The sequence below is a fragment of the Bradyrhizobium sp. LVM 105 genome (assembly GCF_003957705.1).
GTDB classification, from domain to species: domain Bacteria; phylum Pseudomonadota; class Alphaproteobacteria; order Rhizobiales; family Xanthobacteraceae; genus Bradyrhizobium; species Bradyrhizobium frederickii.
Genome location: NZ_QZMV01000001.1, coordinates 655,454 through 678,293, shown reverse-complemented (window position 1 = coordinate 678,293; position 22,840 = coordinate 655,454). Strand labels below are relative to the sequence as shown.

General features: G+C 62.9%; 21 protein-coding genes. 2 read left to right on the top strand and 19 right to left on the bottom strand.

Features of this window, described 5'->3' with window-relative positions; translation table 11 throughout:
- Window positions 1–21: 21 nt before the first annotated feature.
- From D6B98_RS03225 to D6B98_RS03170, 12 genes are all read right to left on the bottom strand, one after another.
- Window positions 22–858, bottom strand: a complete 837-nt coding sequence (locus tag D6B98_RS03225) for a shikimate dehydrogenase family protein (RefSeq protein WP_245481228.1) — start codon at window positions 856–858, stop codon at window positions 22–24.
- The gene (locus D6B98_RS03220; protein WP_126255474.1) at window positions 824–1,471 is read right to left on the bottom strand and encodes a class II aldolase/adducin family protein; all 648 of its coding nucleotides are present in this window, start codon (window positions 1,469–1,471) and stop codon (window positions 824–826) included. The genes D6B98_RS03225 and D6B98_RS03220 overlap by 35 nt, the downstream gene beginning before the upstream one ends.
- On the bottom strand, window positions 1,468–2,754 hold the full coding sequence (gene otnK, locus D6B98_RS03215) for a 3-oxo-tetronate kinase (RefSeq protein ID WP_126255473.1): 1,287 nt from the start codon (window positions 2,752–2,754) through the stop codon (window positions 1,468–1,470). The genes D6B98_RS03220 and otnK overlap by 4 nt, the downstream gene beginning before the upstream one ends.
- A 532-nt stretch (window positions 2,755–3,286) precedes the next feature.
- A complete protein-coding gene (locus D6B98_RS03210; RefSeq protein WP_126255472.1) occupies window positions 3,287–4,690 on the bottom strand; it encodes an amidase in 1,404 nt (467 codons plus the stop codon).
- An 88-nt stretch (window positions 4,691–4,778) separates the two neighbouring features.
- On the bottom strand, window positions 4,779–5,540 hold the full coding sequence (locus D6B98_RS03205; protein ID WP_126255471.1) for an SDR family NAD(P)-dependent oxidoreductase: 762 nt from the start codon (window positions 5,538–5,540) through the stop codon (window positions 4,779–4,781).
- A 46-nt stretch (window positions 5,541–5,586) separates the two neighbouring features.
- Entirely contained in the window at window positions 5,587–6,312 is a 726-nt protein-coding gene (locus D6B98_RS03200) for an ABC transporter ATP-binding protein (RefSeq protein WP_126255470.1), read from the bottom strand.
- Complete coding sequence (locus D6B98_RS03195) at window positions 6,302–7,021, bottom strand: ABC transporter ATP-binding protein (RefSeq protein WP_126255469.1); 720 nt, start codon at window positions 7,019–7,021, stop codon at window positions 6,302–6,304. The genes D6B98_RS03200 and D6B98_RS03195 overlap by 11 nt, the downstream gene beginning before the upstream one ends.
- Window positions 7,022–7,023: 2 nt before the next feature.
- The gene (locus tag D6B98_RS03190) at window positions 7,024–8,088 is read right to left on the bottom strand and encodes a branched-chain amino acid ABC transporter permease (protein WP_126255468.1); all 1,065 of its coding nucleotides are present in this window, start codon (window positions 8,086–8,088) and stop codon (window positions 7,024–7,026) included.
- Window positions 8,089–8,100: 12 nt separating this feature from the next.
- Complete coding sequence (locus D6B98_RS03185; protein ID WP_126255467.1) at window positions 8,101–8,967, bottom strand: ABC transporter permease subunit; 867 nt, start codon at window positions 8,965–8,967, stop codon at window positions 8,101–8,103.
- Between the two features lie 90 nt (window positions 8,968–9,057).
- Window positions 9,058–10,275, bottom strand: coding sequence for an urea ABC transporter substrate-binding protein (locus tag D6B98_RS03180; RefSeq protein ID WP_205680455.1), 1,218 nt, complete (start codon window positions 10,273–10,275; stop codon window positions 9,058–9,060).
- A 56-nt stretch (window positions 10,276–10,331) separates the two neighbouring features.
- Window positions 10,332–11,327 carry an acetamidase/formamidase family protein gene (locus D6B98_RS03175; RefSeq protein ID WP_126255465.1) on the bottom strand — a complete coding sequence of 332 codons (996 nt, stop codon included), beginning with the start codon at window positions 11,325–11,327 and terminating at the stop codon, window positions 10,332–10,334.
- Window positions 11,328–11,344: 17 nt separating this feature from the next.
- Window positions 11,345–12,745: an amidase gene (locus tag D6B98_RS03170; RefSeq protein ID WP_126255464.1), complete on the bottom strand. Its 1,401-nt coding sequence runs from the start codon at window positions 12,743–12,745 to the stop codon at window positions 11,345–11,347.
- 410 nt (window positions 12,746–13,155) lie between these two features.
- On the opposite strand from D6B98_RS03170, the gene D6B98_RS03165 reads away from it, so the two are divergent.
- Entirely contained in the window at window positions 13,156–14,331 is a 1,176-nt protein-coding gene (locus D6B98_RS03165) for a transporter substrate-binding domain-containing protein (protein ID WP_028137915.1), read from the top strand.
- Window positions 14,328–14,915 carry an ANTAR domain-containing response regulator gene (locus D6B98_RS03160; protein ID WP_126255463.1) on the top strand — a complete coding sequence of 196 codons (588 nt, stop codon included), beginning with the start codon at window positions 14,328–14,330 and terminating at the stop codon, window positions 14,913–14,915. Before D6B98_RS03165 ends, D6B98_RS03160 begins: the two co-directional genes overlap by 4 nt.
- Before the next feature lie 757 nt (window positions 14,916–15,672).
- Here D6B98_RS03160 and D6B98_RS03155 read toward each other — a convergent pair.
- The 7 genes from D6B98_RS03155 to D6B98_RS03125 all read right to left on the bottom strand — a co-directional run bounded on the left by D6B98_RS03155 (window position 15,673) and on the right by D6B98_RS03125 (window position 22,831).
- On the bottom strand, window positions 15,673–16,815 hold the full coding sequence (locus tag D6B98_RS03155) for an adenylate/guanylate cyclase domain-containing protein (protein ID WP_245481225.1): 1,143 nt from the start codon (window positions 16,813–16,815) through the stop codon (window positions 15,673–15,675).
- Window positions 16,816–17,141: 326 nt separating this feature from the next.
- Window positions 17,142–17,822, bottom strand: coding sequence for a YoaK family protein (locus D6B98_RS03150; RefSeq protein WP_126255876.1), 681 nt, complete (start codon window positions 17,820–17,822; stop codon window positions 17,142–17,144).
- A gap of 1 nt (window position 17,823) precedes the next feature.
- Window positions 17,824–19,245, bottom strand: coding sequence for an alginate export family protein (locus tag D6B98_RS03145; RefSeq protein WP_126255462.1), 1,422 nt, complete (start codon window positions 19,243–19,245; stop codon window positions 17,824–17,826).
- A 14-nt stretch (window positions 19,246–19,259) separates the two neighbouring features.
- Window positions 19,260–20,192, bottom strand: a complete 933-nt coding sequence (locus D6B98_RS03140; RefSeq protein WP_126255461.1) for a glyoxalase — start codon at window positions 20,190–20,192, stop codon at window positions 19,260–19,262.
- Window positions 20,189–20,656, bottom strand: coding sequence for a DoxX family protein (locus D6B98_RS03135; protein ID WP_126255460.1), 468 nt, complete (start codon window positions 20,654–20,656; stop codon window positions 20,189–20,191). The genes D6B98_RS03140 and D6B98_RS03135 overlap by 4 nt, the downstream gene beginning before the upstream one ends.
- A 1-nt stretch (window position 20,657) precedes the next feature.
- The gene (locus D6B98_RS03130) at window positions 20,658–22,544 is read right to left on the bottom strand and encodes an amidohydrolase (RefSeq protein ID WP_126255459.1); all 1,887 of its coding nucleotides are present in this window, start codon (window positions 22,542–22,544) and stop codon (window positions 20,658–20,660) included.
- The gene (locus D6B98_RS03125) at window positions 22,541–22,831 is read right to left on the bottom strand and encodes a XapX domain-containing protein (RefSeq protein WP_126255458.1); all 291 of its coding nucleotides are present in this window, start codon (window positions 22,829–22,831) and stop codon (window positions 22,541–22,543) included. Before D6B98_RS03125 ends, D6B98_RS03130 begins: the two co-directional genes overlap by 4 nt.
- Between the last annotated feature and the right edge of the window lie 9 nt (window positions 22,832–22,840).

The window sequence follows — 22,840 nt, the reverse complement described above, 5'->3', positions numbered from 1 at the left end:
TATAATATTTGATATATCAGGCTATCGCGCGATGGACCGCGCGACAAGGGCCATCTGCGCATCAAGCATAGGCTTTCCGCCGATGACCTTTGCGCCCTGCGCAGCCGCCCTTGCAAGAAGCCGGGTCACGGCTGGATTAACGATAATGTCGCTGACGGTGGCGCCGGCACCGACACCTTCGATATCCACCGGAAGCGGATCATCCGGTTTCATGCCGAGCGACGTCGTATTGACGATGAGATCGAATGCGCGCGCCTCCGCGCGGCCGGCGCTGACCTTCGCGGCGGGATAATGCGCAGCCACGGCAGCCGCAAGCGCGCGGGCTTTCTGATCATCCCGGTTCATGATCGTGAGTTCGCGCGCGCCGGCCTCCGCCAGGCCGAATGCAGTGGCACGTCCCGCACCACCTGCACCGACCTGGAGCACCTTCCGACCGCGAACCGCAACCTCGTGCTGAGCGAGGCTGGCTATGAATCCCCTCGCATCCAGATTGTCGCCCACGAGGCGCCCTTCCGCCGTCCGCTTGACGAGATTGACCGCGCCAATCAGTTGCGCCGTCGGCGTGATCTCATCGAGATGCTCGATCACGCAGGTCTTGTGCGGGATCGTGACACCGAAGCCGAAGACGTTGCGCATCAACCTGATGCTTGCGACGGCCTGGCCGAGATCGCCGGGCAGGACATGGATCGGGGACACCGCCAGATCGTCGCCGATCGATGCGAAATAGGCATTCATGACCGCACTCGCCCGCACATGATCGATCGGGTCGGCGAGTACGAACATGATCTTGGTCTTGCCGGTGATCTCCATGAAGCTGTCCTTCTCAGGCCGGCAGAGCGGCGCGGCCGTAGCTGCCATAGCGCTCGACCACCCGCGCCATTTCGCCGTCGGGAAGGATCGCGGGTGCGCCGGCCTGACAGGCGAGCAGATACTGCCGAGCAAGGGTTTCGAGCTTCACGGTGAGGTCGAAGGCCGCCTGCAGCCCTTTGCCGACGGCAATCATCCCGTGGTTTGCGAGCAGGCAGGCCTTGCGCCCTTTCAGCGCCGCGACGGCGCCGTCGGCGAGAGCCCTGGTGCCGAACGTTGCGTAGGGTGCACAAGGCACATCGTTGCCGCCAAAACTGGCGACCATGTAGTGGAATGCTGGAATCGGCTTTGCGAGGCAGGACAGCGCGACGCAGCAGTCGGCATGGGTGTGCACCACCGCGTTCACGTGCGGATAGGCGTTCAAGATCGCCAGATGCATGTGCCATTCACTGGAGGGCAAGCCGCCTCCAACCACCGCTCCGTCGCGCTTCAAATGGACGAGATCGTCGATCGTCGTGTTGCCGCTATTGCCGCCGGTCGGCGTGATCAGAACGTCTTCTCCGATGCGACAGCTGACATTTCCGCTGCTGCCGTGATTGAAGCCCTTGGCTTCCAGGCGCGCTACAGTCTCCAGCACGGATTGTCTAAGTTCGCGTTCGTTCAATTGACCGCCTCCGGATTCAACATCGCTTCCAGCGTCGTCGCGAACAGGTCGATGGGGCCCAGCTTGCCGGACTTCAGACAAAGGGCCACCGGATCCTCGTCTTCGGTCACCGCGGTGCCGATGCCGGGTCCACCATAGGGACCGACCCGCAAACGCCGAATGCCGAGGTGTTCGACGATCGCACCAGACGTCTCGCCACCGGCCACAACGAAGCGCCGCACGCCGATACCGCGAAGAGAGACAGCAAGCCGACCAAGAATGGTTTCGGCGAGTTGCGCCGCGCCTTCACGGCCGTATCGCTGCTGAGCCATTTTGACGGCCTCCGGCGCGCCCGAGGTGGCGAAGCCAACAGGACCGCGGTCCAGCCGCGGCCGCGCCCAGTCGAGCGCATCGCCAACCGCCGCCGCCACATCTTCGGCGTTCGGAAGATCGATGCGAAACAAGGGATGGCTCTTCTCGAATTCGGCAAGTTGCTCCAACGTCCGCTCGGCGCAACTTCCGGCGAGAACCACGCCGCCGCCACCAACCGCGCGCAAACCGGGCGGTCTCCTGGCCGTGGCGATGAGCCCCCGCGCCTTCCAGATTGCCGGGTAGTGCTGCACGATCGTCGCATTGCCCGTCATCAGCTTCCAGTCGCAGGTGAGCGTGGCAAGCGTATCGAGATCCCGATCGTAGATCGTGTCCGCAATGAAGTAGCGGATACCCCGAGCCGCCGCTTCCGCGATCGCGCGACCGGCCGAGTCCGCGCCGGCGTTGACCTGCGAATGCGCCAGAAGGCCAACCCGGGTCGGCGTCTGGCGCTGCAGAACCCGGACCAGATCGGGATCGGTCATCGGTGTCAGCGGATCATTGCGTTTCGGCGAGTCCGAGATCAGCTCGGTCCCGAGAAACAGATGACCATTATAGACGGTCCTTCGAAGGGCGGGAGAAGCCGGGCAGAAGGCGGTGTATTCGGCGCCGGTCAGCTGCATCAGCAGGTCGGAGACCGGGCCGATATTTCCCTGGTCGGTGGAATCGAACGTCGCACAATATTTGAAGAAGATTTGCCGCGCGCCCCGCGCAAGCAGCGCCCGCGCCGCCTTTTCCGTCATGGTGACGGCTTCGCTTGCGGGGATGACTCGCGTCTTCTGCGCGACCACGATAGCCGGCACATCGCCGCAGCTGCCGACGAGATCGGGGTCGGTGACAAATCCGCATTCGATCCCGGCAGCGACCAGCATGGCGGCCGTTTCCATGCCGCCCGTCAGATCGTCCGCCACCACTCCGAAGATGAGCTTCGTCATGCGTCCCGCAGGTCTCGTGCAATACCGGCGAGAGTTGATACATGATATATCAAATATTTGCAATACCGGCTTGCCCGCATGAAACGAAGGAGATGCCGCATCGATACTTCCGATACGAATTAAGGCAGATGGCCGCGAAAGGCGCGGTAGGCACCGGAGTCAACTTTGTGACGCCGCAATCTTGGGGAGCCAGACGGCCGAACGTCTGGAAACGATGGCCAGAAAGATTCACCCGCTTGAATGCTACGTTCGGGCAATGGCGGAGGGAGGAAAGCTTCGATGTTCCGCTGTCACGCCGAGGAGGACCGGAAATGCAATCGAGATGGACAACGATCTTCGTCAAACGTTCCGCACGATTGCAACTGCGGCCGGCGTATCCGAAGTCGACGCCAAGCTCCTGATGCTCCAATCCATCACGGGCATTTCTGGCTGCGCGCCGCCAGCTGCGACCGTCTCAGCACACCGTTGACGTTCACCCATAACATAGTCGGTCGGCGGCCAATTGAAGCATCGGCTACCGTCTCAGCCGTGGTCAATCGATCGGGGCACGACGAGTGTGCCAGTCCGTCACCGACTGGAACGCATGCCCGGCGCGGGCGAGCACATCCTCCGACAGATGCGGGCCGACGAGCTGCATGCTGAGCGGCAGGCTATCCGACGCCATGCCATTCGGCAGCGTGATAGTCGGACTGCCCGAGAAGTCGAACACCGCGGTGAAGCGCAAGATGCTGAGTAGCACGTTCGGATCCGCGCCGTACTCGCCCATCTTGGTCAGCGTCGGAATCGGCACGGGCATGGTGGGGATCAGGAGCAGGTCGATATCGGCAAACAGGGCCGCCAAGCTGCCGCAGAACTTCAGCCTCTCGTGATGGATCTGCGCGATCTCGACGCCGCTCATCGATCTGCCCTGCTCGATCAACTGCGCTAGATCGGGGCCGTATTCCGACTTCCGGGACGGATAGGTTTCGAGATGCGCCTCTGCGGTCTCGATCGAGCACATCGGAATCCACATGCTTACGAGCTTCTCGTAGGCCGGGAACTTAACCTCGCGGATATCGGCCCCAAGCGCAGCGAGCGTCCGCTCGGCTTCCAGCAAGGCGGCGGCCACTTGCGGATCGATTCCGTTCTGGGTGTAGCTGCGGTCTACGCCGATCCGCAGGCCTCGGACCCCGCCACCGATACCTGCGAGATAGTCCGGCACCGGCGCCTGCAGGACCGTGGGATCGTTGACATCCGCCCCTGCGATGATGCCGAGCATGGCGGCCGCATCGGACGCGCTCCGGCACATAGGCCCGATATGGTCGAGCGAGTCGGCCAGGGGAAAGACCCCATAGCGGCTGACGCGTCCCCAGGTCGGCTTGATCCCGGTCAGCCCGCATGTTGCCGACGGAAACCGGATTGAGCCGCCGGTGTCGCTACCGATCGAGCCGAAGCAGAGCCCCGCCGACGTCGCCACGCCCGATCCGCTCGAGGACGAGCCGACCCAGTAATCGACACCCCAGGGATTGAGCGGCGCCTGGTCGTTCGGATGGTGGCTGGTGTAGGCGCCCTCGGTCATTTTCAGCTTGCCAAGCGTGACGGCGCCGGCCTGCTCGAGCCGGTCCACGATCGTCGCGTTGAAGGACGGGACGAATTTGGCGTGGATCGTGGTGCCACCGGCCGTCGGCGCAAAGGTGGTGTAGCAGAGGTCCTTCAGTCCGATCGGCACGCCGTGCAGCGGCCCGCGCCAGATGCCCTTGGCCAGCTCGGCGTCACAGCGCTTCGCCTGTGCGATGGCGCGCTCGGCAAGGACGAGCGCATAGCCGTGGAATTTGCCGTCGAGCCTGGCGATCCGGCTCAGCATGGCCTCGGTCACTTTCGAGGGCAGAAGCTCGCCGCGACGGAACAGCTCGGAGAGCTCGGTGATCGACTTGTAGTGGATTGGATCTGCTGACATCTGACAGCCCTGTTGTTGTCGGAAAACGGCCCTGCCCCGCCGGCGCCGCTGGCGGCCCGGTTTCGTCGCTGGGCGGCTCGGAATGCGCCTAAAACTGCACCCCGCGCGTGAGCGCACCGTCGACCACGAGGTTGGTCCCGGTGATAAAGCTCGCAGCCTTGCTGGCAAGAAAGACCGCGCCGTTTGCCATTTCCTGCGGCGTGCCCATGCGGCCGGTCGGATTGAGCGCCAGCGCAGTCTTGTACAGCTCGGGATTGCCGTCCTTGATCTGATTCCAAACACCGCCCTCGAAATAGGTGTTGCCCGGCGACACCGAGTTGGCGCGGATGCCCTTGCCGGCAAGCTGGAAGGCGAGCCCCTGCGTGTAGTGGATGATCGCAGCCTTGAATGTGCCGTAGGGACCGCTGGCGAAATCGACCTCGCGGCCCGACACGCTGGAGATGGTGACGATCGCGGCGGCCTTGCTCTTCTCCAGATATGGCATCGCCGCATTAACCAGCCGCACCGTGCCCATCATGTCGGTGGAGAACTCCTTCTCCCAGCTCTCCTCGTCCTGCCCGATCGATAACGCGCTGACATTGGCGACGACAATGTCGATGCCGCCGAGCTTGGAGGCCATATCCTCTACCCAGGCCTTGAGCGCCGGACCATTGGAGACGTCGACCGAGCTGCCGAACGCAGCGACGCCCTTCGCCTTGATCGCAGTGACCGCGCTGTCGACGTCCGCCTGGTTGCGCGCGCAGATGCCGACATTGGCCCCTTCTGCCGCGAAGGTGTCGGCGATCGCCCTGCCGATCCCCTTGGTGCTGCCTGTGACGAGAACCTTTGCGCCCTTGAGTCCGAGATCCATGTTCATTCCCTTCCTATTGACGACTTGAAAGCACGCCTGAGGCCGTTCAGAGCAGAAGCTGTTCGCGCACGTCGTCCTCGTTGACCTCGGCGCCTGCGAGCGACCGCGTAATCTTGCCCTTCTCCATGATGTAGCAGCGTTCGGCGATCGCCAGGATCGTGTCGAGGTTCTGCTCGACGAAGATGATGGTGGTTCCGAGCTCGTTGCGGAACGACCGGAGCGCCTCACAGATGTGCTGAACGATCGACGGTTGGATACCCTCGGAGGGCTCGTCCAGGATCATCAGGGACGGATTTCCGATCAGCGCGCGGCCTATGGCGAGCTGCTGTTGCTCGCCGCCCGACATGGTGCCCGCGGCCTGTCGCCGACGCTCCTTCAGCCGCGGGAAATACTCATAGACCAGCTCCGGCAGCTTCTTGCCGCCCGGACCACCGATCAGCTCGCCGACCTGCAGGTTCTCCTCGACGGTCATTTGCGGAAACACGTCGCGCCCTTGCGGGATGTAGCCGAAGCCGGCCCGCGCCCGTGCGTCGGCTTCCAGCGCCGTGACGTCCTGCCCCATGAAGCTGATCGTCCCGCGCCAGGTTTGCAGCAGTCCGATCAGGCAGCGCATCAGGGTCGATTTGCCGACACCGTTGCGGCCGATCACGCCGACGATCTCGCCGCGCCCGACCGACATGCTGACGCCCTGCAGGATCGGCGTCGCGCCGTATCCCGCCCACAATTCGGCGACGTCGATAATCCGCTCAGGGGACGAAACATTAGTGAGCATGGGTCTTACCCAGATAGATTTCCGCGACCTTCCCGTCCTGCAGGATGCTTTCGAGCGTCCCGCGCGCAAAAATCCTGCCGAGATGCAGCACCGTGACGCGTTGGGCCACCTGGCGTACGAAGGCCATGTCATGCTCGACCACGAGCACCGTCATTCCCTCGGCATTGAACGACCTGATCAACTCGCCGGTCTTGAAGGTTTCTTCCGGTGACATGCCGGCCGTCGGCTCGTCCAGCAGCAGGAGCTGCGGCTTCAACGCCAGCGCCATCCCGATCTCGAGCCATTGCTGCTGGCCGTGCGACAGCGCGCCCGCGAGCTTGTCGCAATCCGCCGCGAGATTGAGCAGCGTCAGCAGGCGGTCTTCCTCGGCGATGCGTTCCGGGCCGGACAGTCGCTCCTGCAGCGCGGTCTGGATGTTCTGGCGGACAGGCAATTCCTTGAAGACGCTCGGGGCCTGCATCTTGATGCTCATGCCCCGCTGCACCCGCGCGTAGGGCCGCTCGGCCGTGATATCGACGGTGTCGAACAGGATGTTGCCCTCGGTCGGCGGATAGAGGCCGACGATCAGCTTGAACAGCGTGCTCTTGCCGGCGCCGTTGGGTCCGATCAGGCAGTGGATCTCGCCAGCATTGACCGTGAGGTCGACGCCCGAGACCGCCGTCAGCCCGCCGAAGCGCTTCGAAACGCCTTTGACTTCGACCAGCGCCATGATCAGGACTCTTCCGGTTGCAGGCGGCCGGCTTCGGCTACGTCGCTGCGCCGCCGGCGTGCCTGCCACCAGTCGGCGGCGAGCTTGCCGATGCCGAGCACGAAGCCTTGCGGCGCCAGCATCACGGTCGCGAGCAGCAGCGCCCCCATCAGCACCAGCGCCGCCTGCTGGCTGTAGACGGTGATAGTCTGAAAGCCGAAGAGAAGCAGGAACGACCCAACCAGCGTCGCAGTCAGATCGCTGCGCCCGGAGAAGGCCACCCATACGATCGGCATCGCGGCCGCCGGCAAGCCGATGCTGGATGGCGTGATGAACTGCCCCCAGGATGTGTAGAGCGCGCCGCTGAGGCCGGCGAGGCCGCTGCCGATCACGAAGGTCAGCAGCTGATATTTGCGGACGTCGTAGCCCAGCATCTCCGCGCGCTGGGGATTCTCCCGCGTCGCCACGATGACGTTGCCGATGCCCGAATTCACCAGCATGCGCAGCGCGAGATAGACGATCACGATCAGCGCGACCATGACGTAGTAGAGCGCCGATCCCTCGACGTAGAAGTCACCCACCGTTAGAGGGTCCATGCCCTTCATGCCGTTGAAGCCGTTCAGCCGCGCCGAGCCGATGTGCCATTCCGGTCCGGCCGTTTGTCCGAGGAAGAAGGCGAGCACCAGCGTCGCGGACAGCGTCACGATGCCGAAGAAGATGCCGTTGATCCCGCCCCAGATCATGAAATAGCCGAGGATGCCGGCCGCGATCATCGCCAGGACGACAGAGAGCACGAGCGCGGCGATCGTCGCCGTGCCGCCACCCATGTTGATGGCGAGCACGCCGTAGCCGTAACCGGCGATGCCGAAGAAGAGCGTCTGGCCGAACGACAGCATGCCGCCGTAGCCCCACATCAGGCAGAGGCCGAGCGCCATGAAGATCCAGATCAGGAAGTAGGCGAAATTGCCGACATCGTAGGAATCGGCAAACGAGGGATAGGCCAGCGCGCCCGCGAGCACGACCAAGAAGCACGACCAGAACATCTTGCCGCGTCCGAGCGTCTGTGGACCTTCGAGCAGCTTGAACATCACATATTCCCTCTAACGCCCACGGCGAACCAGCACGCTGGAGAGCCCTTCGGGTAGCACCCGGATGATCAGGATGACGGCGACCAGCATACCGATCTGCCCTATTATCTGGCCGTAGCTAGCGTTTAGCGCCATTCGGATCATCGCCAGGAACACGGCGGCCGGCGCCGTTCCGAGCAGCACGTTGGCTCCTCCGATCACGACGGTCACAAAACTCTCGACCACGAAGGTCGCCCCCATGGTCGGGATCAACGTCATCGTCGGCGCATACAGCGCGCCGCAAAGCCCGGCAAGGCCGGTTCCGATCCCGAAGCTGATCGCATAGATGCGGCCGGTGCGTGCGCCGAGCGCCTTCGCCATCGCTGCGTTCTGCATGGTGGCACGAGCAATCACGCCGAACTGCGTCTTCATGAAGATGATGTAGAGACCGGCCAGCACCGCCACGGCGCAGCCGAACAGCACCAGACGGTAGGTCGAGAACGTATAGCCGCCAATCGCGAAGCTGCCCTCGGGCGTTCCGATGCCGCGCACGGCGGAGCCAACTATCAGGAGCATCGACTGCGTCACGATCAGGCTCAGTCCCCAGGTCGCGAGCAGCGAATCCAGGGGGCGCTTGTAGAACCGCCGCACCACCAAGAACTCGACGAGGACACCGATGAGGCCCGCCGTCAGCGCCGCCAGGATCTGCGCGACGGCGAGCGGCACCCCCAGATTGACCAGACCAACCGTGACATAGGCACCGCACATGATGAACTCGCCATGCGCCATGTTGATGACGCCCATCATGCCGAACACGATGGCGAGGCCTGCGGCCGAGAGAATGAGGAACGCGAAAACGTCGGCGAACTGATAGAACAGCGAGAACAATTCAGCCGACATCGCGATCCCCTCGATAGCGGCGCCGCATCGTCGCGGCGCCGGCTTGGTTTGAAATCGTGGTGCCCATCACGAGCAAGATCCGTGCCCGCCTCAGGACTTCTTGGGGAGATGGCTTGGCGTGTATTGATCCTTGTCATTCTTCTTCGTGAGATCGCATCCGATCTCGCCAAGCCAGTAAGGCTGGATCGTGCCGTAGTCCTTCTCGACCTTCACCTCATGCTTCGGCCCGACGGAGATCAGGCGCATCCGGTGCGAGGTGTGCTGGCTCTTCGGATCGATGCAGACCTTGCCCTCGGGCGCGTCGATGCAGGCATCGCCGGTCGCGATGACCTTGCGCATGTCGTCGAGCTTGATCGACTTCGCCTTCTCGACCAGCGCCTTGTACATGTAGAGCGCGTTATAGGCGTTGTACCCCATGTCGTTGATGTAGAGTTCGTCGGGGAACTTGGCGTGCCAGCGCTTCTTGAACTCGGTCGCTTCGGACGTGTCGATCTCCTCGAACCAGTTCGCAGTCGCGTGCATGTTGTTGAGCGCCGGCGGCTTGAACCGCTTGTGCTCGAAGCCGAGCATGACCTTGATCGACGAGCCCATCGGCAGGTTGAGGTTGGCCGCGGCCGCCTGCTCGAAGAACGAATCCTGGGCGGCACCGACGTTGATCGTCAGCAGCCAGTCGGGCTTGGCCTTCTGGATGTTCTGGATGGTCTGCGCGAACTGCGACACGCCGAGCGGGATGAATTCCTCGCCCACGACCTCGCCGCCCAGGTCCTTCATGATCTTGCGGTTCCACTCCGCCGAGATCTGACCGAAATTGTAGTCAGCGGCGATGACATAGACCTTCTTGCCGAACTTCTCGACCATCCACGGAATCAGCGTCGAGAACTGCTGCTCGGGCACCGCGCCCATGCTGATCATGCTGGCGTCGCAGACGCCACCCTCGTACTGGTTGGTGTAGAAATACGGCGTCGTGGTCCGATCGACGATCGGACGCAGCGCCTCGCGCGAGGCCGAAGTGATGCCGCCGATCAGCACGTCGACCTTGTCGCGATTGAGCAGGCGCCGGCCGAACTCCTGGTAGCGCGCATTGTCGCCCTGCGGATCGAGGTGAATGAGCTCGATCTGCCGTCCCAGGATGCCGCCGCTCTTGTTGATCTCCTCGATGGCGAGCTGCGAACCGTGCAGCTTCGGCATGCCCATGAAGGCAAGGTCGCCGGACACGTCCTCGAGCAGGCCGACCTTCAGCGGCGGCTCCGCGGCGCTGGCAATACTCATCGACGCCACTGTGCCGAGCATGGCGCCGAGCAAAACCATCCGTAACTTGCGTCCCGAATTCATCGTGATGTCCCTCTATTGAAAGCGGCTGGATGTCATGGCTTGAGATAGTTCTTCAGGATGGACGCCCCCATTGTGTATTTGGGGTCGACCATGTTGCCGAGGCGCATGCGGCCGGCCTGGCTGAGCAGCATGTAGGCGTCGATCTCATCGAAGCCGTAATCGGCCGCCATCCACCGCACGAGCTCGCGATAGGCGATGCGCGCGGCGTCCTCGAGCGGACGCGCGCTGCCGATCGTCATGATGAAGTCCCTCGTCTCGAGCCGCGGCCAGGCGAAGCTCCAATTCTTGATCAGATCGACCTGGAGCGTGACGGTCGCGCGCTGCTCGAGCGCGACTCCGGAGAGCTCGCCGTCGCCCTGCGTCGCGTGGCAGTCGCCGACGTAGAGCATCCCGCCGTCGGCATGCACCGGGAAATAGATGATGGCACCCGGAGCGACGTCGGGCAGATCCATGTTGCCGCCGTGATAGTCCGGCTGTAGGGACGAGATCGCCTCGATCTCCGGCGAAACGCCGATGGTGCCGATGAACGGCTCGTAGGGCAGCGTGAGCTTGTCGTTCCAGCGCACGCCGTTCCTGTCGACATGCACCTTCTTCACGCGCTCGGGCAGCGGTGGATTGAGCAGTGCCGTCGAGCCGGTCCCGACCAATCCGCCGAACTCCGGAATGATGCAGGTCGTCCCGGCCGGCTGCTCGCCCCGGGTTTCGACGTCGCGGATGTAGATCGCGAGGCAATCGCCCTTCTTGGCGCCCTTCACCGCGATCGGCCCGCATTGCGGGTTGAGATAGGGGAAATTGAGCTTGGAGGTGGGGCTGTCGGTCTCCTTGGTCAGTACGCCGCCAAACGCATCTTCGGTCTCGACGACGACCACCCCACCGGGGTCGATCGTCAGGGTCGGCTTGGCATAGGGACCGTAGACGAAGTGGAAGTCCCCCTGCTGCTCGATCGTAAGGCTATGGGTCGCGCCGGTCGCGCCCTTGGCGACGGCGCGCTTGGCCATGATGGATGTCTTCAACCAGTCTTCGGACATGAGATCGGCTCCTCGGCTCAGATCGCGGGATGACGCTTGTGCCAGTCGGTGACGCGCTGGAACGCATCGCCTGCGCGAACGAGGCAGGCCTCGTCGAAATGACGGCCGACAAACTGGAAGCCGACCGGGCCGCCATTCGCCGCGAAGCCGCCGGGCAATGTCACTGTCGGACTTCCCGTCATATCGAACGGGCATGTAAAGCGGAGCAGGCCTCCGATCAGCGAGGCGTCCTCTCCGAGCGCTGCCATCTTGGCAAGCGTCGGCGCCGCGAACGCCTGGGCCGGGATCGCGAGGAGATCGACCGTCTCGAACAGCGCGCGCACAGCGCCGCGAAAGGCTTCGCGGCGGAGCACGATCTTCTGGTAGTCCATACCGGACTGTTGCCGTCCGAGATCGAGCAGGCCGGCCAGCGCCGGGCCGTATTCGTCCTTGCGCGCCGGATAGGTATCCTCGTGCGCGACCGCGACTTCGATGCCGCAGAGCGGGAACCAGTCGTCGATGATCGCCTTGGGATCGGGAAACGCAATTTCCTTGATCTTCGCACCGAGATCGGCCGCCACCCGCAAACCCTCGGCCAGCACCTTGGCCGCATCGCCGTCGGTGCCTTCGCTGGTCCAGCGCCGGTCGACGCCGATGGTCACGCCGCGCAGATCGCCGGTCAGGCCGGCGAGATAATCGGGCACGGCCAGCGGCACCGCTGTCGTATCCTTGGGATCCTGCCCGGCGATCACGCCGAGGATGGCACCGCAATCGACCGCACTCCGCCCCATCGGGCCGATGTGGTCCAGCGTCGCCGCAAGCTCGAATGCGCCATAACGGCTGACCCGTCCCCAGGTCGGCTTGAGTCCGGTGACGCCGTTCGCCGCGGACGGAAAGCGGATCGACCCGCCGGTATCGGTACCGAGCGAGCCGAAGCAGAGGCCCGCCGCGGTCGCAACGCCGGAGCCGCTCGAAGAGGCACCGGGCCAGAGATCCGCGTTCCACGGATTTCTCGGCGGGTCGATCTTCGGATGATGGTCGGCGTAAGCGCCTTCGGTCTGCTGCAGCTTGCCGAGGATGATCGCGCCGGCATCCTTCAGCCGCGCGACGACCGTTGCATCCTCAGTGGGGCGAAAGCCGCGATGGATCGTCATGCCATGCGTTGCAGGTGCGCCCTTCGCCCAGCAGAGATCCTTCACCGCCACCGGCACACCGTGCAGCGGCCCCTTGATTTTGCCGGAGGCGATCTCCTTCTCGGCCGCGGCTGCTTCCGCGAGCGCCGAGTCGGCCATGACATACGCAAAACTCTTGAGCTTGCCGTCGAGCTCGTCGATCCGACCGAGCAACGCCTTGGTGACTTCGACCGATGACAGTTCCTTTGCCTGGAGCTTTTGTCCGATCTCGACGAGTCCAAGATAGTGGAGATCTGTTGCCGCCATTGCTCCTCATCCTCTCGCTCGACATGACACACGGCCGTCAGGCGCATGCGTCACCGTTCTGGCGATGCGGACGCATCGCCAGCTGTCCTGGCGGCAAAAACAAAAAGCCACCCGCCCCTCCCGAATGAGGTGACGAATGGCTCAAATGCCGCGGCTATGATCTGTCGCTTAGGGTCCGTGATCGAACGAAGCAATTGAGTAGCAAAGAGCTGGACGTCATCGGCCAGATCAGCGCACGCGAGGTTCGACAGGTCGCCCTGTAGGAGAAAAGTCTAAGTAACTGCCCATCGTGTTGTCAACGATGCTGCCTGCCTAAATTTCGAGAGTGCTGCGCACCAAAAGGGCAAGCCACTTGCGCTGTCGTCGGCGATGATGATTTCATGTTCGCGTTCCGCGACCGAAAGCCGTCAATGACAAAGCCGTCTGTTCCCGTTGGCATCGTCTGCTCGCAGTCCGGGCCATATCAGGCGATGGGCCGCGAGATCCTCAAGAGCGCGATCATGGCGGTCGACGAGATCAACGGCCAGGCGGAGTTCGACTTCTCGATCGCGCCCCATATCCGCGACCCCCGCGGCATCGTCTCCGAATATCACACGGTCTGCGACGACCTCATCCGCAACGTCGGCGTCGAGCACATCATCGGCTGCTACACCTCGGCCTCGCGCAAGCAGGTGCTCCCAATCGTTGAGCGCACCGATCGCCTGCTCTGGTATCCCGCCCGCTATGAGGGCTTCGAGTGCTCGGACAACGTGATCTATGTCGGCGCCTCGCCCAATCACAACGTGTTGCCGCTGGTCCGCTACGTTCTCGACAATCTGTCGCGGGAATTTTTCTGCGTCGGCTCCAACTACGTCTGGACATGGGAGACCAATCGCGTCACCCGCGAACTGGTCAGCGCGGCAAACGGCCACATCCTCGCGGAACGACTGCTCGAGCTCGGCGAAAGCGCCGTCGGGCACATCGTCGACGAGATCGTTCGCCGAAAGCCGCCAATCGTGTTCAACACACTGGTCGGAAGCTCGAGCTACGACTTCATCCGCGCCTTCAACGCCGGCACCAAGGCCGCCGGCCTGGAGATTCCCATGCTAAGTTGCAGCTTGTGCGAGCCGGAACTAGCGATCGTCGGGCCTGCATCGGCCGGCTGCATCACGTCGTCAGCCTATTTCGAGAGCATTCGCTTGCCGGAGAACCGCGCCTTCGTCACGCGCTGGAGGGCACGCTATGGCGAGGACAGCAGCCCCTCCGTCGACGGTCAATCCGCCTATGTCGCGGTGTATCTGCTGGCGCGCGCTCTGCAGCGCGCGGGCACGTCCGACATTGCCGAAGTGCGGCGCGCCGCGGCGGGATATCGCTACAATTCGCCGCAAGGGCCGGTGTGGATCGACGGCGGCAACAATCATTGCGTCCTTACACCGCGGCTTGCCGTCTCCAACCCGCAAGGACAGTTTGATATCTTCTGGGAAGCCGACGCGCCTGTTAAGCCTGATCCCTACCTGACGCAGCTCGACGTCGCCGTCAGCCCGTCGAAAGAAACCTCGGCGGGCGGCGCATTGCCGAACGCGCCGCATTTGCGGGTTGTGAAATGAGCAGACCGTCTTCATTTTCGCTACGCGGACGCAAGGCTCTCGTCGCCATCAAAGACGAACGCGACGCAACCATCGTGCGACGCCAGTTCGAGCGTCTGGGACTCGAGGGAGTCGCATGGACGCCGGCGGAGCCCGTCGACTTCGCACCGGATTTGTCGTTGATCGACGACGAATTCCTGCCCCTGCTGCAACCGGCGCAACGCGCATTCCTGACGCGATCACCTGTCATCGCCCTGCTCGGCACAGAGACACCAAGCCGACTGAAGCTAGTGTTCGAACTCGATCCAGCTTCGTTCCTCATCAAGCCGTTGCGATCGGCCGGCATCTACGCAGCTCTCGTCATGGCATTCGAGCGAAACGAACGCACGAGCGAATTGAAACAACAGATTTTCAAGCTCGAGCAGCGTCTGCGGTCACGTCGCGTCGTGCTCGCCGCCGTTCTTCAGGTAATGCATTCGCATGCGCTCGCCGAACCTGCTTCCTTTGCACTGATCCGAAGAACTGCGATGGAGCAGCGCAAGACGATCGAAGAACTCTCGGCGGAGATAACGGCAAGGGGCATGCTTCCGCGCGCAACGGGTTAGATTGCTTCCTGTTGGGAACGAGGACGGGTCGCAATTTCCTATGCCTGTCCCGTTTTACTGTTTTCAGTCCCAGTAAAGAAGGAAATTTTCGTCGCAAAAATGGCCTATGAGCGCATCGAAACCTCCAATGATCGCGCCATCATCAAATCGGAATCCTCGCCACCCGTCTCGTCATGTGGCGGGGCGGCAGTAAGCGGCTAGACGGTGTTTCGCTCGCTTGGCCGGCACTTGTCGGGTGGTGCACTACAGGCTCAGTCGTCCCGGAGCTGGATAAGAGTCCTCTGGCGCTGCGCGAACGTGACTCGAGCCTAGTACAAGCCGATCAGAGTGCTAGGTGGTCCGATTTGCACACAGCAGTCGCCGATTGCCGCACAGGCACAGGCACTAAGCTGCCAGAGGAACAGATTTCGCGTACACGCTGAATGGCGCCACGACTCTGGTTCCGAGAGGACGATGAGACCTGGATCATCCTCAACCGCGGCCGGCAGATCGGCACAGGCTGCAGGCGGGACGACATTGATGGCGCTGCGAAGGCACTCGAAACCTACATTGGCGGGCGGCAGCGTATCAATCGGCACGCCATACCGCGGAGATCGACGGCAACCGCCGGGATGAACCGGCAGGCCAGCGCAGCCACTGTCGGCAAAAAGGGTGCCCATAAGACGACGGGTGGCTCGAAAGCGACAAAGGGCGCTTCGGGAGGTTACCACCCGGGGGCCATTTCTGCTGACGAGCAGCGGCCCGACCGATCAAGTCCTCATCCGGCCAGTCCGTACACGGACATTCTGGCGGAAACGCCTCGTAACTGGTGCTCACCGAGATGCTCGACATCATGAGGGAGATGTCGAGCGACGGCTTCGGTCATGAGGAGATCCCGGCCTATCGTCTTGGTGAGCGCTTCCACGCGGCAGGCCTCGTTGACGGCGGCGCCGATAACCGTGAAGTCCAAGCGATCCGGAGCGCCGATGTTGCCGAAAAAGACCTCACCTTCGTGAAGGACGATGCCAGCCCGCAGCAAGTGGCAACCCTCGGCGTCGGAGGCGACACGGATAGTCCGATTGGAAACCTCGAGCCGCGCGATCGCCTCTCTCGCCGCCGAGACGGCCGCGCGCGACGCTTCGGCGACGCCGACCGTTTCCGGAAAGACTGCGAGCATACCGTCGCCGATGAACTTGAGGATTTCGCCGCCGTGAACGGCGACGGCGCTCACCATCGTCTCGAAGTAGGCATTGAGCAGCAGCAGCGTGTCGGCCGGGGCCAGAGCGTCCGACATCTTCGTGAAGTTTCTGAGATCCGACACCCAAATGACGGCGCGGATCGAGTCTCCCGCGCCGCGCTTGATCGCGCCCTCAAGCACCTTGGCGGCGGCGCCGTAACCAAGGTACGCGCCCAACGCGTTTTCGGAGATCTTCAACTCGCTATGCCGTTGCACATGCAAGGCGAATAATTTGAAAAGGCGGATCAAGCAGTCTATCTCCGCCTCGGCGAAGCCACCGGCCACTTTCGTCGCGATGGTGATCACGTTGCGTGTATCCAGACCGGACAACGGGATCGCTGCATAGTCGGTCATGCCGGCGGCCGCGAGCTCGATCATGATGGGAAATTCCGCCTGCGCCGATGGCTCGCTGGGCCTTCGCCGGATCGTCTTACCCGTCTCGACGATACGCTGCAGCGGATTGAGCCTGTAGGCGTCGGAATCGACCGCCGCATCGGCGACCCGTACCTCATCACAGAAGCCATCGTCGGCATTCCAGACCCATGCGAATCCGACAAGCTGGGGATGGAGCGTGCCGATATGCAGGGTAAGTCGATCGATCGAAGAGCCGGCGGCCTTCATCCGACGGATCAGCCTTACGAGAAGGTCAATCATCTGCCGCTCGGCGGAGGCCTCTTCCAGCAACCAGTTTTCGATCTGGGCGAAACTGTCCGTGGTGCCGGCGGCGACTGCGATCGGGCCCGACCTTCGAACGAACGAGACCGACCGGGGATAGGATCGAGGAGACGGATCGGAAGTCCCAGAAGCCATTTCAGTTCCCTTGCATATCGTCGGCCGCATCTCGACGGCAAGACGGTCTTGATCCCGCCTGGACGGCAGGATCCAATCGTTCCCGTCGTCAATGCGGATGCGCCGGCTACCAGCCGTCGACGGCGAGGTTCAAGGAGACCATCGCGTGCTCCCGCCAGACCATCAGCTCCGGCCCTTCAATCCCGATCGCTCACGCCGGGTCACTTCGGCTCGGCCGCGGCCAGAAACACCGCCGGTAACGCGATCAGCGGAGGCAAAATGAAGCACCACGTTCCGAACTTCGCATAGAGACATGCGCCGGCTGCGCATCCCAATGCGAAGGCAGCCACGCTTGCCGCCATCTTGCCGAGCCGCGGCCTGGCGACGGTCAGCACCGACGCTGGCGCGCCGCGAAAAACGTCGGCGACGTCGATCATGATCTGGGTGGTGGTGCCCGTCATCAAGGTGCTGGGAGGTTCGGTACCCATATGGATGCGGTGCGCGGCATTCTGGATGGCCATGGCCGCGACCAGAATCATGCCGGTACAGATCGCCTGCCAGTTATCGCCCTGCGTGAATGGTCCGAAATAGACGGCGCACGCACCGCCCACCGCCAGAAGTATCGTCTTGAGGGCCAGCATCGAGCGGAAGATCGGGAGCCCCATTGCCGGGAGATAAAAGCTCAAGATTCTGGTGACGACAACTACGAAGCAGAAGACCGGGAGAGCGAGCAGCTTCGCTAGGCCACCGGACGTTCCCAGCACCATGGCCGCACCAAAGGTGACAAAATTGCCGGTGACGTGCGCAGTGAACAGCCCCTGAAGCGCGAGAAAGCCGGCGGTATCGACTAAGCCCGCATTCAGGCTCATCAGGAGCGAAAGCAGGAGTACGTTGCGGGGCATGTCACCAACCGTATTGAAGCTGGACACCTAGATAGTTGCTGGTGTGTCCACCAGCGCGAATGATCGTGTCGCCGACGTCGAAATGCACCGCCTCGATCGCGCCGGTCAGGTGGTCGTTGAACGCGTAGTCGACGCGAAGCTGACCGTAGGCTCCCGTCCAGTTGCTGCCCTTGCCGGCGGTGCCCGCTATCGGCACGCTGGGCTGGACGTAGATCGCGTCGGCCGTCGTTTCGCGCCACTGCAAGCCAATCGCTCCCATCACCTTCAGCCGGTCCGCCGGACTGACGGTAATGGAGGGTTTGAAGTGAAGGATGTTTGCGTATCCCGTATAGCCGGCCAGCGTGAAATAATAGCCGTTCGGGAAGAGCGGATTGAACGTTCCCAGCGTGCCGTCGCCGGGGTGATGGTCGCCCGACGCGGCGTCGAACTGGAGGCCGATGCGCGGCAGCCAGGGAACATCGGGCAAAGCGTATCCAATTCGCGTACCGACGGCCCAGGCACGAATGTCCTTCGTACCCACCTGCCCCGCCTGCCCCATGGCCTCGAGATCCCAGTCGAACTGTTGGGACTTTCCTGCGAATCTCGCATCCAGAACGTGACGGCTTTCGTCGCCCAAGGCATCGAGATATCTGGCGGCCTTGCGCTCGTACAGGGAGTAGTAGCCCGACAGCTCGTTGTCACCCAAAACCTTACGCTCGACCCGGAGCGTGCTGAAGCGGAAATTGTCGTTCGACGTGTCGTCGAAAGGGCGAACGTCGAAATATTGGACGGGACGGCTGACGAATCCGATGAAGCGCCAGACGCCGGTTTCCCAGTCAGCCCAGATCGCATCGAATGATTGTCGCACGTTGGGTCCATCCCGCGACGATACGAAGCGCTGCAGGTCAAAGGCGAAGTCCTGTCGTCCGATGCGCGCCTTCAGGGTCCCGCCCGAGAAATTGTTGACATACTCCAGGAAGGCAAGACGAAGGTCGACCCGGTCCTGGTCGACAGGCGAGATGCTCAGCTTGTCGAAGGCCCGATCGTCCTCGAGCTGAACGAAGGCGCGCCAGTTCTCGTTGAAGTGAACGTCGGCGTGGATCTGCAGACGCTGTATGAGATAACTGTCCGAGGGCGTGTTGCCGGTGCCGAACGCCGACGCGCTATTGGTCTCGAAGCGTTCCCGAAGCGTGGCCCCCAGCGAGACGTAGCTTTTCGGATCGGTCGCCCAAAGCGGGATGTATTTGAGTTCGTCAAATGGTTCGGTGCGCAATCTCGGATCGGCAAGGACTGACCAGTCCTCGGTCCAGCGATTCGCCTGGATCGCGGGCCTTTTGGGGAGCGCGGCATCCCCATCTTCCGCCCATGCGCGTTCGACGCCGGCGCTTAGGGTCGCAAGCGTCAGGACGATCCAGAAGTTGCGCATATCGACGCGTGCCAACATCGGCGGACATCACCTCATTTGCTATCGGCCCGCGATGCACTCTTCGGGCCAGGCGCGTGGATCTCGGCCACGTACCCGCCGGGGAACATGACAAACGCCGCAGAGCGGCCGCTTGACGTGTAGGATTCGACCAGCACCGTTGCGCCGGCGTCTTTTGCCTTGCCGAGCGTCGAAGCGAGGTCGGCCACTTCATAACCCGTCGTCTCCCGGCCGTAGGGATAGGGCAGATGACCGTCCGTGACCAATACAACCATCTTCCCGAATGAGGACTCGATCCGGATGCGCCTGTAGGTCACATCCGATCTTCCGATCTCCAAGCCCGGCGCCTTCGCGTCGTCCGAGACGACCTTGCCGCGGGAGAATGCAAGAAAACTCCGGGTGAAAGCAGCGGCCCTGTCGGGAGAGACGTACACGCGGTTCTCCGGAATTCGCTCGAAGGGAGCGTAGTCGGGCTTCGTCGTATGCCAGTAGAGCTGCAAGTTGATGCCGCCCGGCCACTGGACCACGGCGTCGCGCCCAATCGGATCCGGGAAGGTGGACACGATCACGTCAGCGCCCGCTCCGCGCGCTGCTTTGATCGCCTCGTCCATGTCTGCGACCAGATAGCCGTTGCGCTCGGCGCCAAACGGATACGGGATCGGCGTCTTGAAGCCGAACAGCGAGACGGTGCCGACGGGCGTCTGCAACAGTTGCGACGTGGTGCTGCTCGGCGTCGGCGTGACTGTCGCCACCACCTGCTTGGTGCTCTTGCCGCCGAAAGTCGCCAGAAAGCTTGCCGCGAACTTGTCCACGTCGTCGGGCGCGACGTAGACGTGGGTCGTGTCGTATTGAGGGGCCACGGCAACCGCCGCTTCCCTGGATTTCGTTGCGTCCCTTGCTGCGACCGGCGTGTTCGCGGCGACAATCGCGATGAACGCCACGAGAGCGATGGCATTTGTTGATCTCATTGAGGCATTCCTTGGACAGCTTGAGGTCGCGTAACGCGGTTCGGACGGAGAGAGACCTCATCGGAAACAATCGATACGATGACAAGGCCCGCGATCAACCCGAGATGTTCGAAGAAGGCATTCGTGGCCATGAATTCCTCATGGCCACCCATCGTCCAGAAGGCGTTTGCGGTGAGCATCGCGACGAACGTCAGAACACCGAGCCCGCCGGCGCCTAACCACACCAAACGATTCAAGACGACAAGCAGAGACCCGCAGAGTTCGACCACGATGGCGGCGGCGGCCCACAGCGAGCCCGGATACAGGCCGAAGTGTTCCTGCTCGGCCACCGCGCCCGCGAAGTCGAGCAATTTGGCAAAACCGCCGAGGATGTAGGCGGACACCAAGGCCAATCTGGCCGCATGCCACAGGAGCGGCCAGCGCAGGATCACGGAGATCCAGTTCGGTGCGGCTGCGGCAGACATGTCAGACCGCCCAACAGGCGCATCCCAGTGCGCCCCAGAAGCTTCGGAGGTCGGATACCGGCAAGCGGCTCGACCAGGCCGTAGCATGGTCGTGTCCATGGACGCCGCAGGAGTTGGCGCAACCGCACATCTGCATGGCCTTCATCGCAAGGCTGGTATCCTTCGTCTTTGCCTTGTCGTCAGCCCAGGCCGCGTACCCGCCGAAGCGGCGGACCGGCGACCAGTCCGGCATGGCGGGCGGTGGTGTGACGCTTTCCAGCCTGGAGAAGTCTCCCGCACTATAGACGATCCTTCCTCCGACCATGGTCAGCAGCGAAGTCGTATCGGCGATCTCGGCCTCGCTACAGGAGAAGTAGTCGCGGTCCGGGACGACGAGGTCGGCGAGCTGGCCGACCTGGATCCGGCCCTTGTTACCCTCCTCGTTCGAGAACCACGTCACGTTCTCGGTCCACATCCGCAACGCAGTCTCGCGATCCAGACAGTTGCGCTGGGGCGTAATCCGCAATCCGCCGACGGTTCGGCCGGTGACGAGCCACGACAGAGAGACCCACGGGTTGTAGGAGGCAACCCGGGTCGCATCGGTACCGGCCGACACCTTGACGCCCTTGTCGATGATCTTCTTGACCGGTGGCGTCGCCTCGGCAGCCCCCGCCCCGTAGCGTTCGACGAAATATTCGCCCTGATAGGCCATCCGGTGCTGCACGGCGATGCCGCCGCCGAGCGCCGCGATGCGATCGATCGACTGATCCGAGATCGTCTCGGCGTGATCGAAGAACCAGTGCAGGCCTTCCAGGGGCATGTCCTCGTCGACCCGCTCGAACACGTCCAGCGCCCGCGAGATCGTCTCGTCGTAGGTCGCATGGAGCCGCCACGGCCACTTGTTCTGAACGAGGACGCGTACGACCTCCTCAAGCTCGCCTTCCATCTCGGCGGGCATGTCCGGACGCGCCACCCGGAAATCCTCGAAATCGGCCGCCGAGAATACCAGCATCTCGCCGGCACCGTTGTGCCTGAAATAGTCGTCGCCCTGCTTGTACTTCGAGGTCTTCGTCCAGTTCAGGAAGTCCTCCTTCTCGCCCTTGGGCTTCTGGGTGAAGAGGTTGTAAGCCAACCGTATCGTCAGGAGACCTTCGTCGTTCAGCTTCTGGATAACAGCGTAATCTTCCGGATAGTTCTGGAATCCGCCGCCGGCATCGATCGCGCCGGTCACCCCCAGCCGATTCAACTCCCGCATGAAATGACGGGTCGAGTTGACCTGGTAGTCGAAGGGCAGCCTGGGCCCCTTGGCGAGGGTCGCATAGAGAATGTTGGCATTGGGCTTGGCCAGCAGCAAACCCGTCGGGTTGCCCTTGACGTCGCGCGTAATTTCGCCGCCGGGCGGTTCGGGCGTGTCCTTCGTATAACCAACTGCACGCAAGGCCGCGCCGTTCAGGATGGCCCGATCGTAGAGATGCAGCAGGAAGACCGGCGTATCGGGTGCCACGGCATTGAGCTCGTCGATCGTCGGAAGCCGCTTCTCCGCGAACTGGTGTTCGGTGAATCCGCCGACGACCCGCACCCACTGCGGCGGCGGCGTGACCGCGACCTGCCGCTTCAGCATGTCCATCGCAGTGGCGAGCGAGCGTACCCCGTCCCAGCGCAATTCCATGTTGAAGTTCAGACCGCCGCGGATGATGTGAAGGTGGTTGTCGATCAAGCCGGGCAAAACGCGCCGTCCCCTGAGATCGACGATCTTCGTGGACGGCCCCGCCAGCTTCATCACCTCGTGATCGTGCCCGACCGCGACGAAGCGGCCGTCGGCGACCGCGACCGCCGAAGCCGTCGGATTCGAGCGATCGAGCGTCGTGAACAGACCACGATGCAGGATGATATCGGGTACGGAGGTCATGAATGTTTCTCCAGGCCGTCTGCCGGGGCGGCATTTTTCGATTGGTCGGTTTGACGTCCGGGCAGCATGCCGAACATGTGCGGAGCGCACTTGGCTTGCTGCCACGCCGACGCCAGCCCGTGTCCGGACAGCAGCTGTCGGGCCACCGGAACGATCTGTTCACCGGCGAGGATGCCGAGAAGCCCGACCAACGCCACCAGCGGCGGCGCCGGTGAACGCACGTTGAGAAGGCTGTAGACGACGCCGACCAAAAGGCCGGCGCCGAGAGACAACAGATAGATTTTCATCACGGTGAT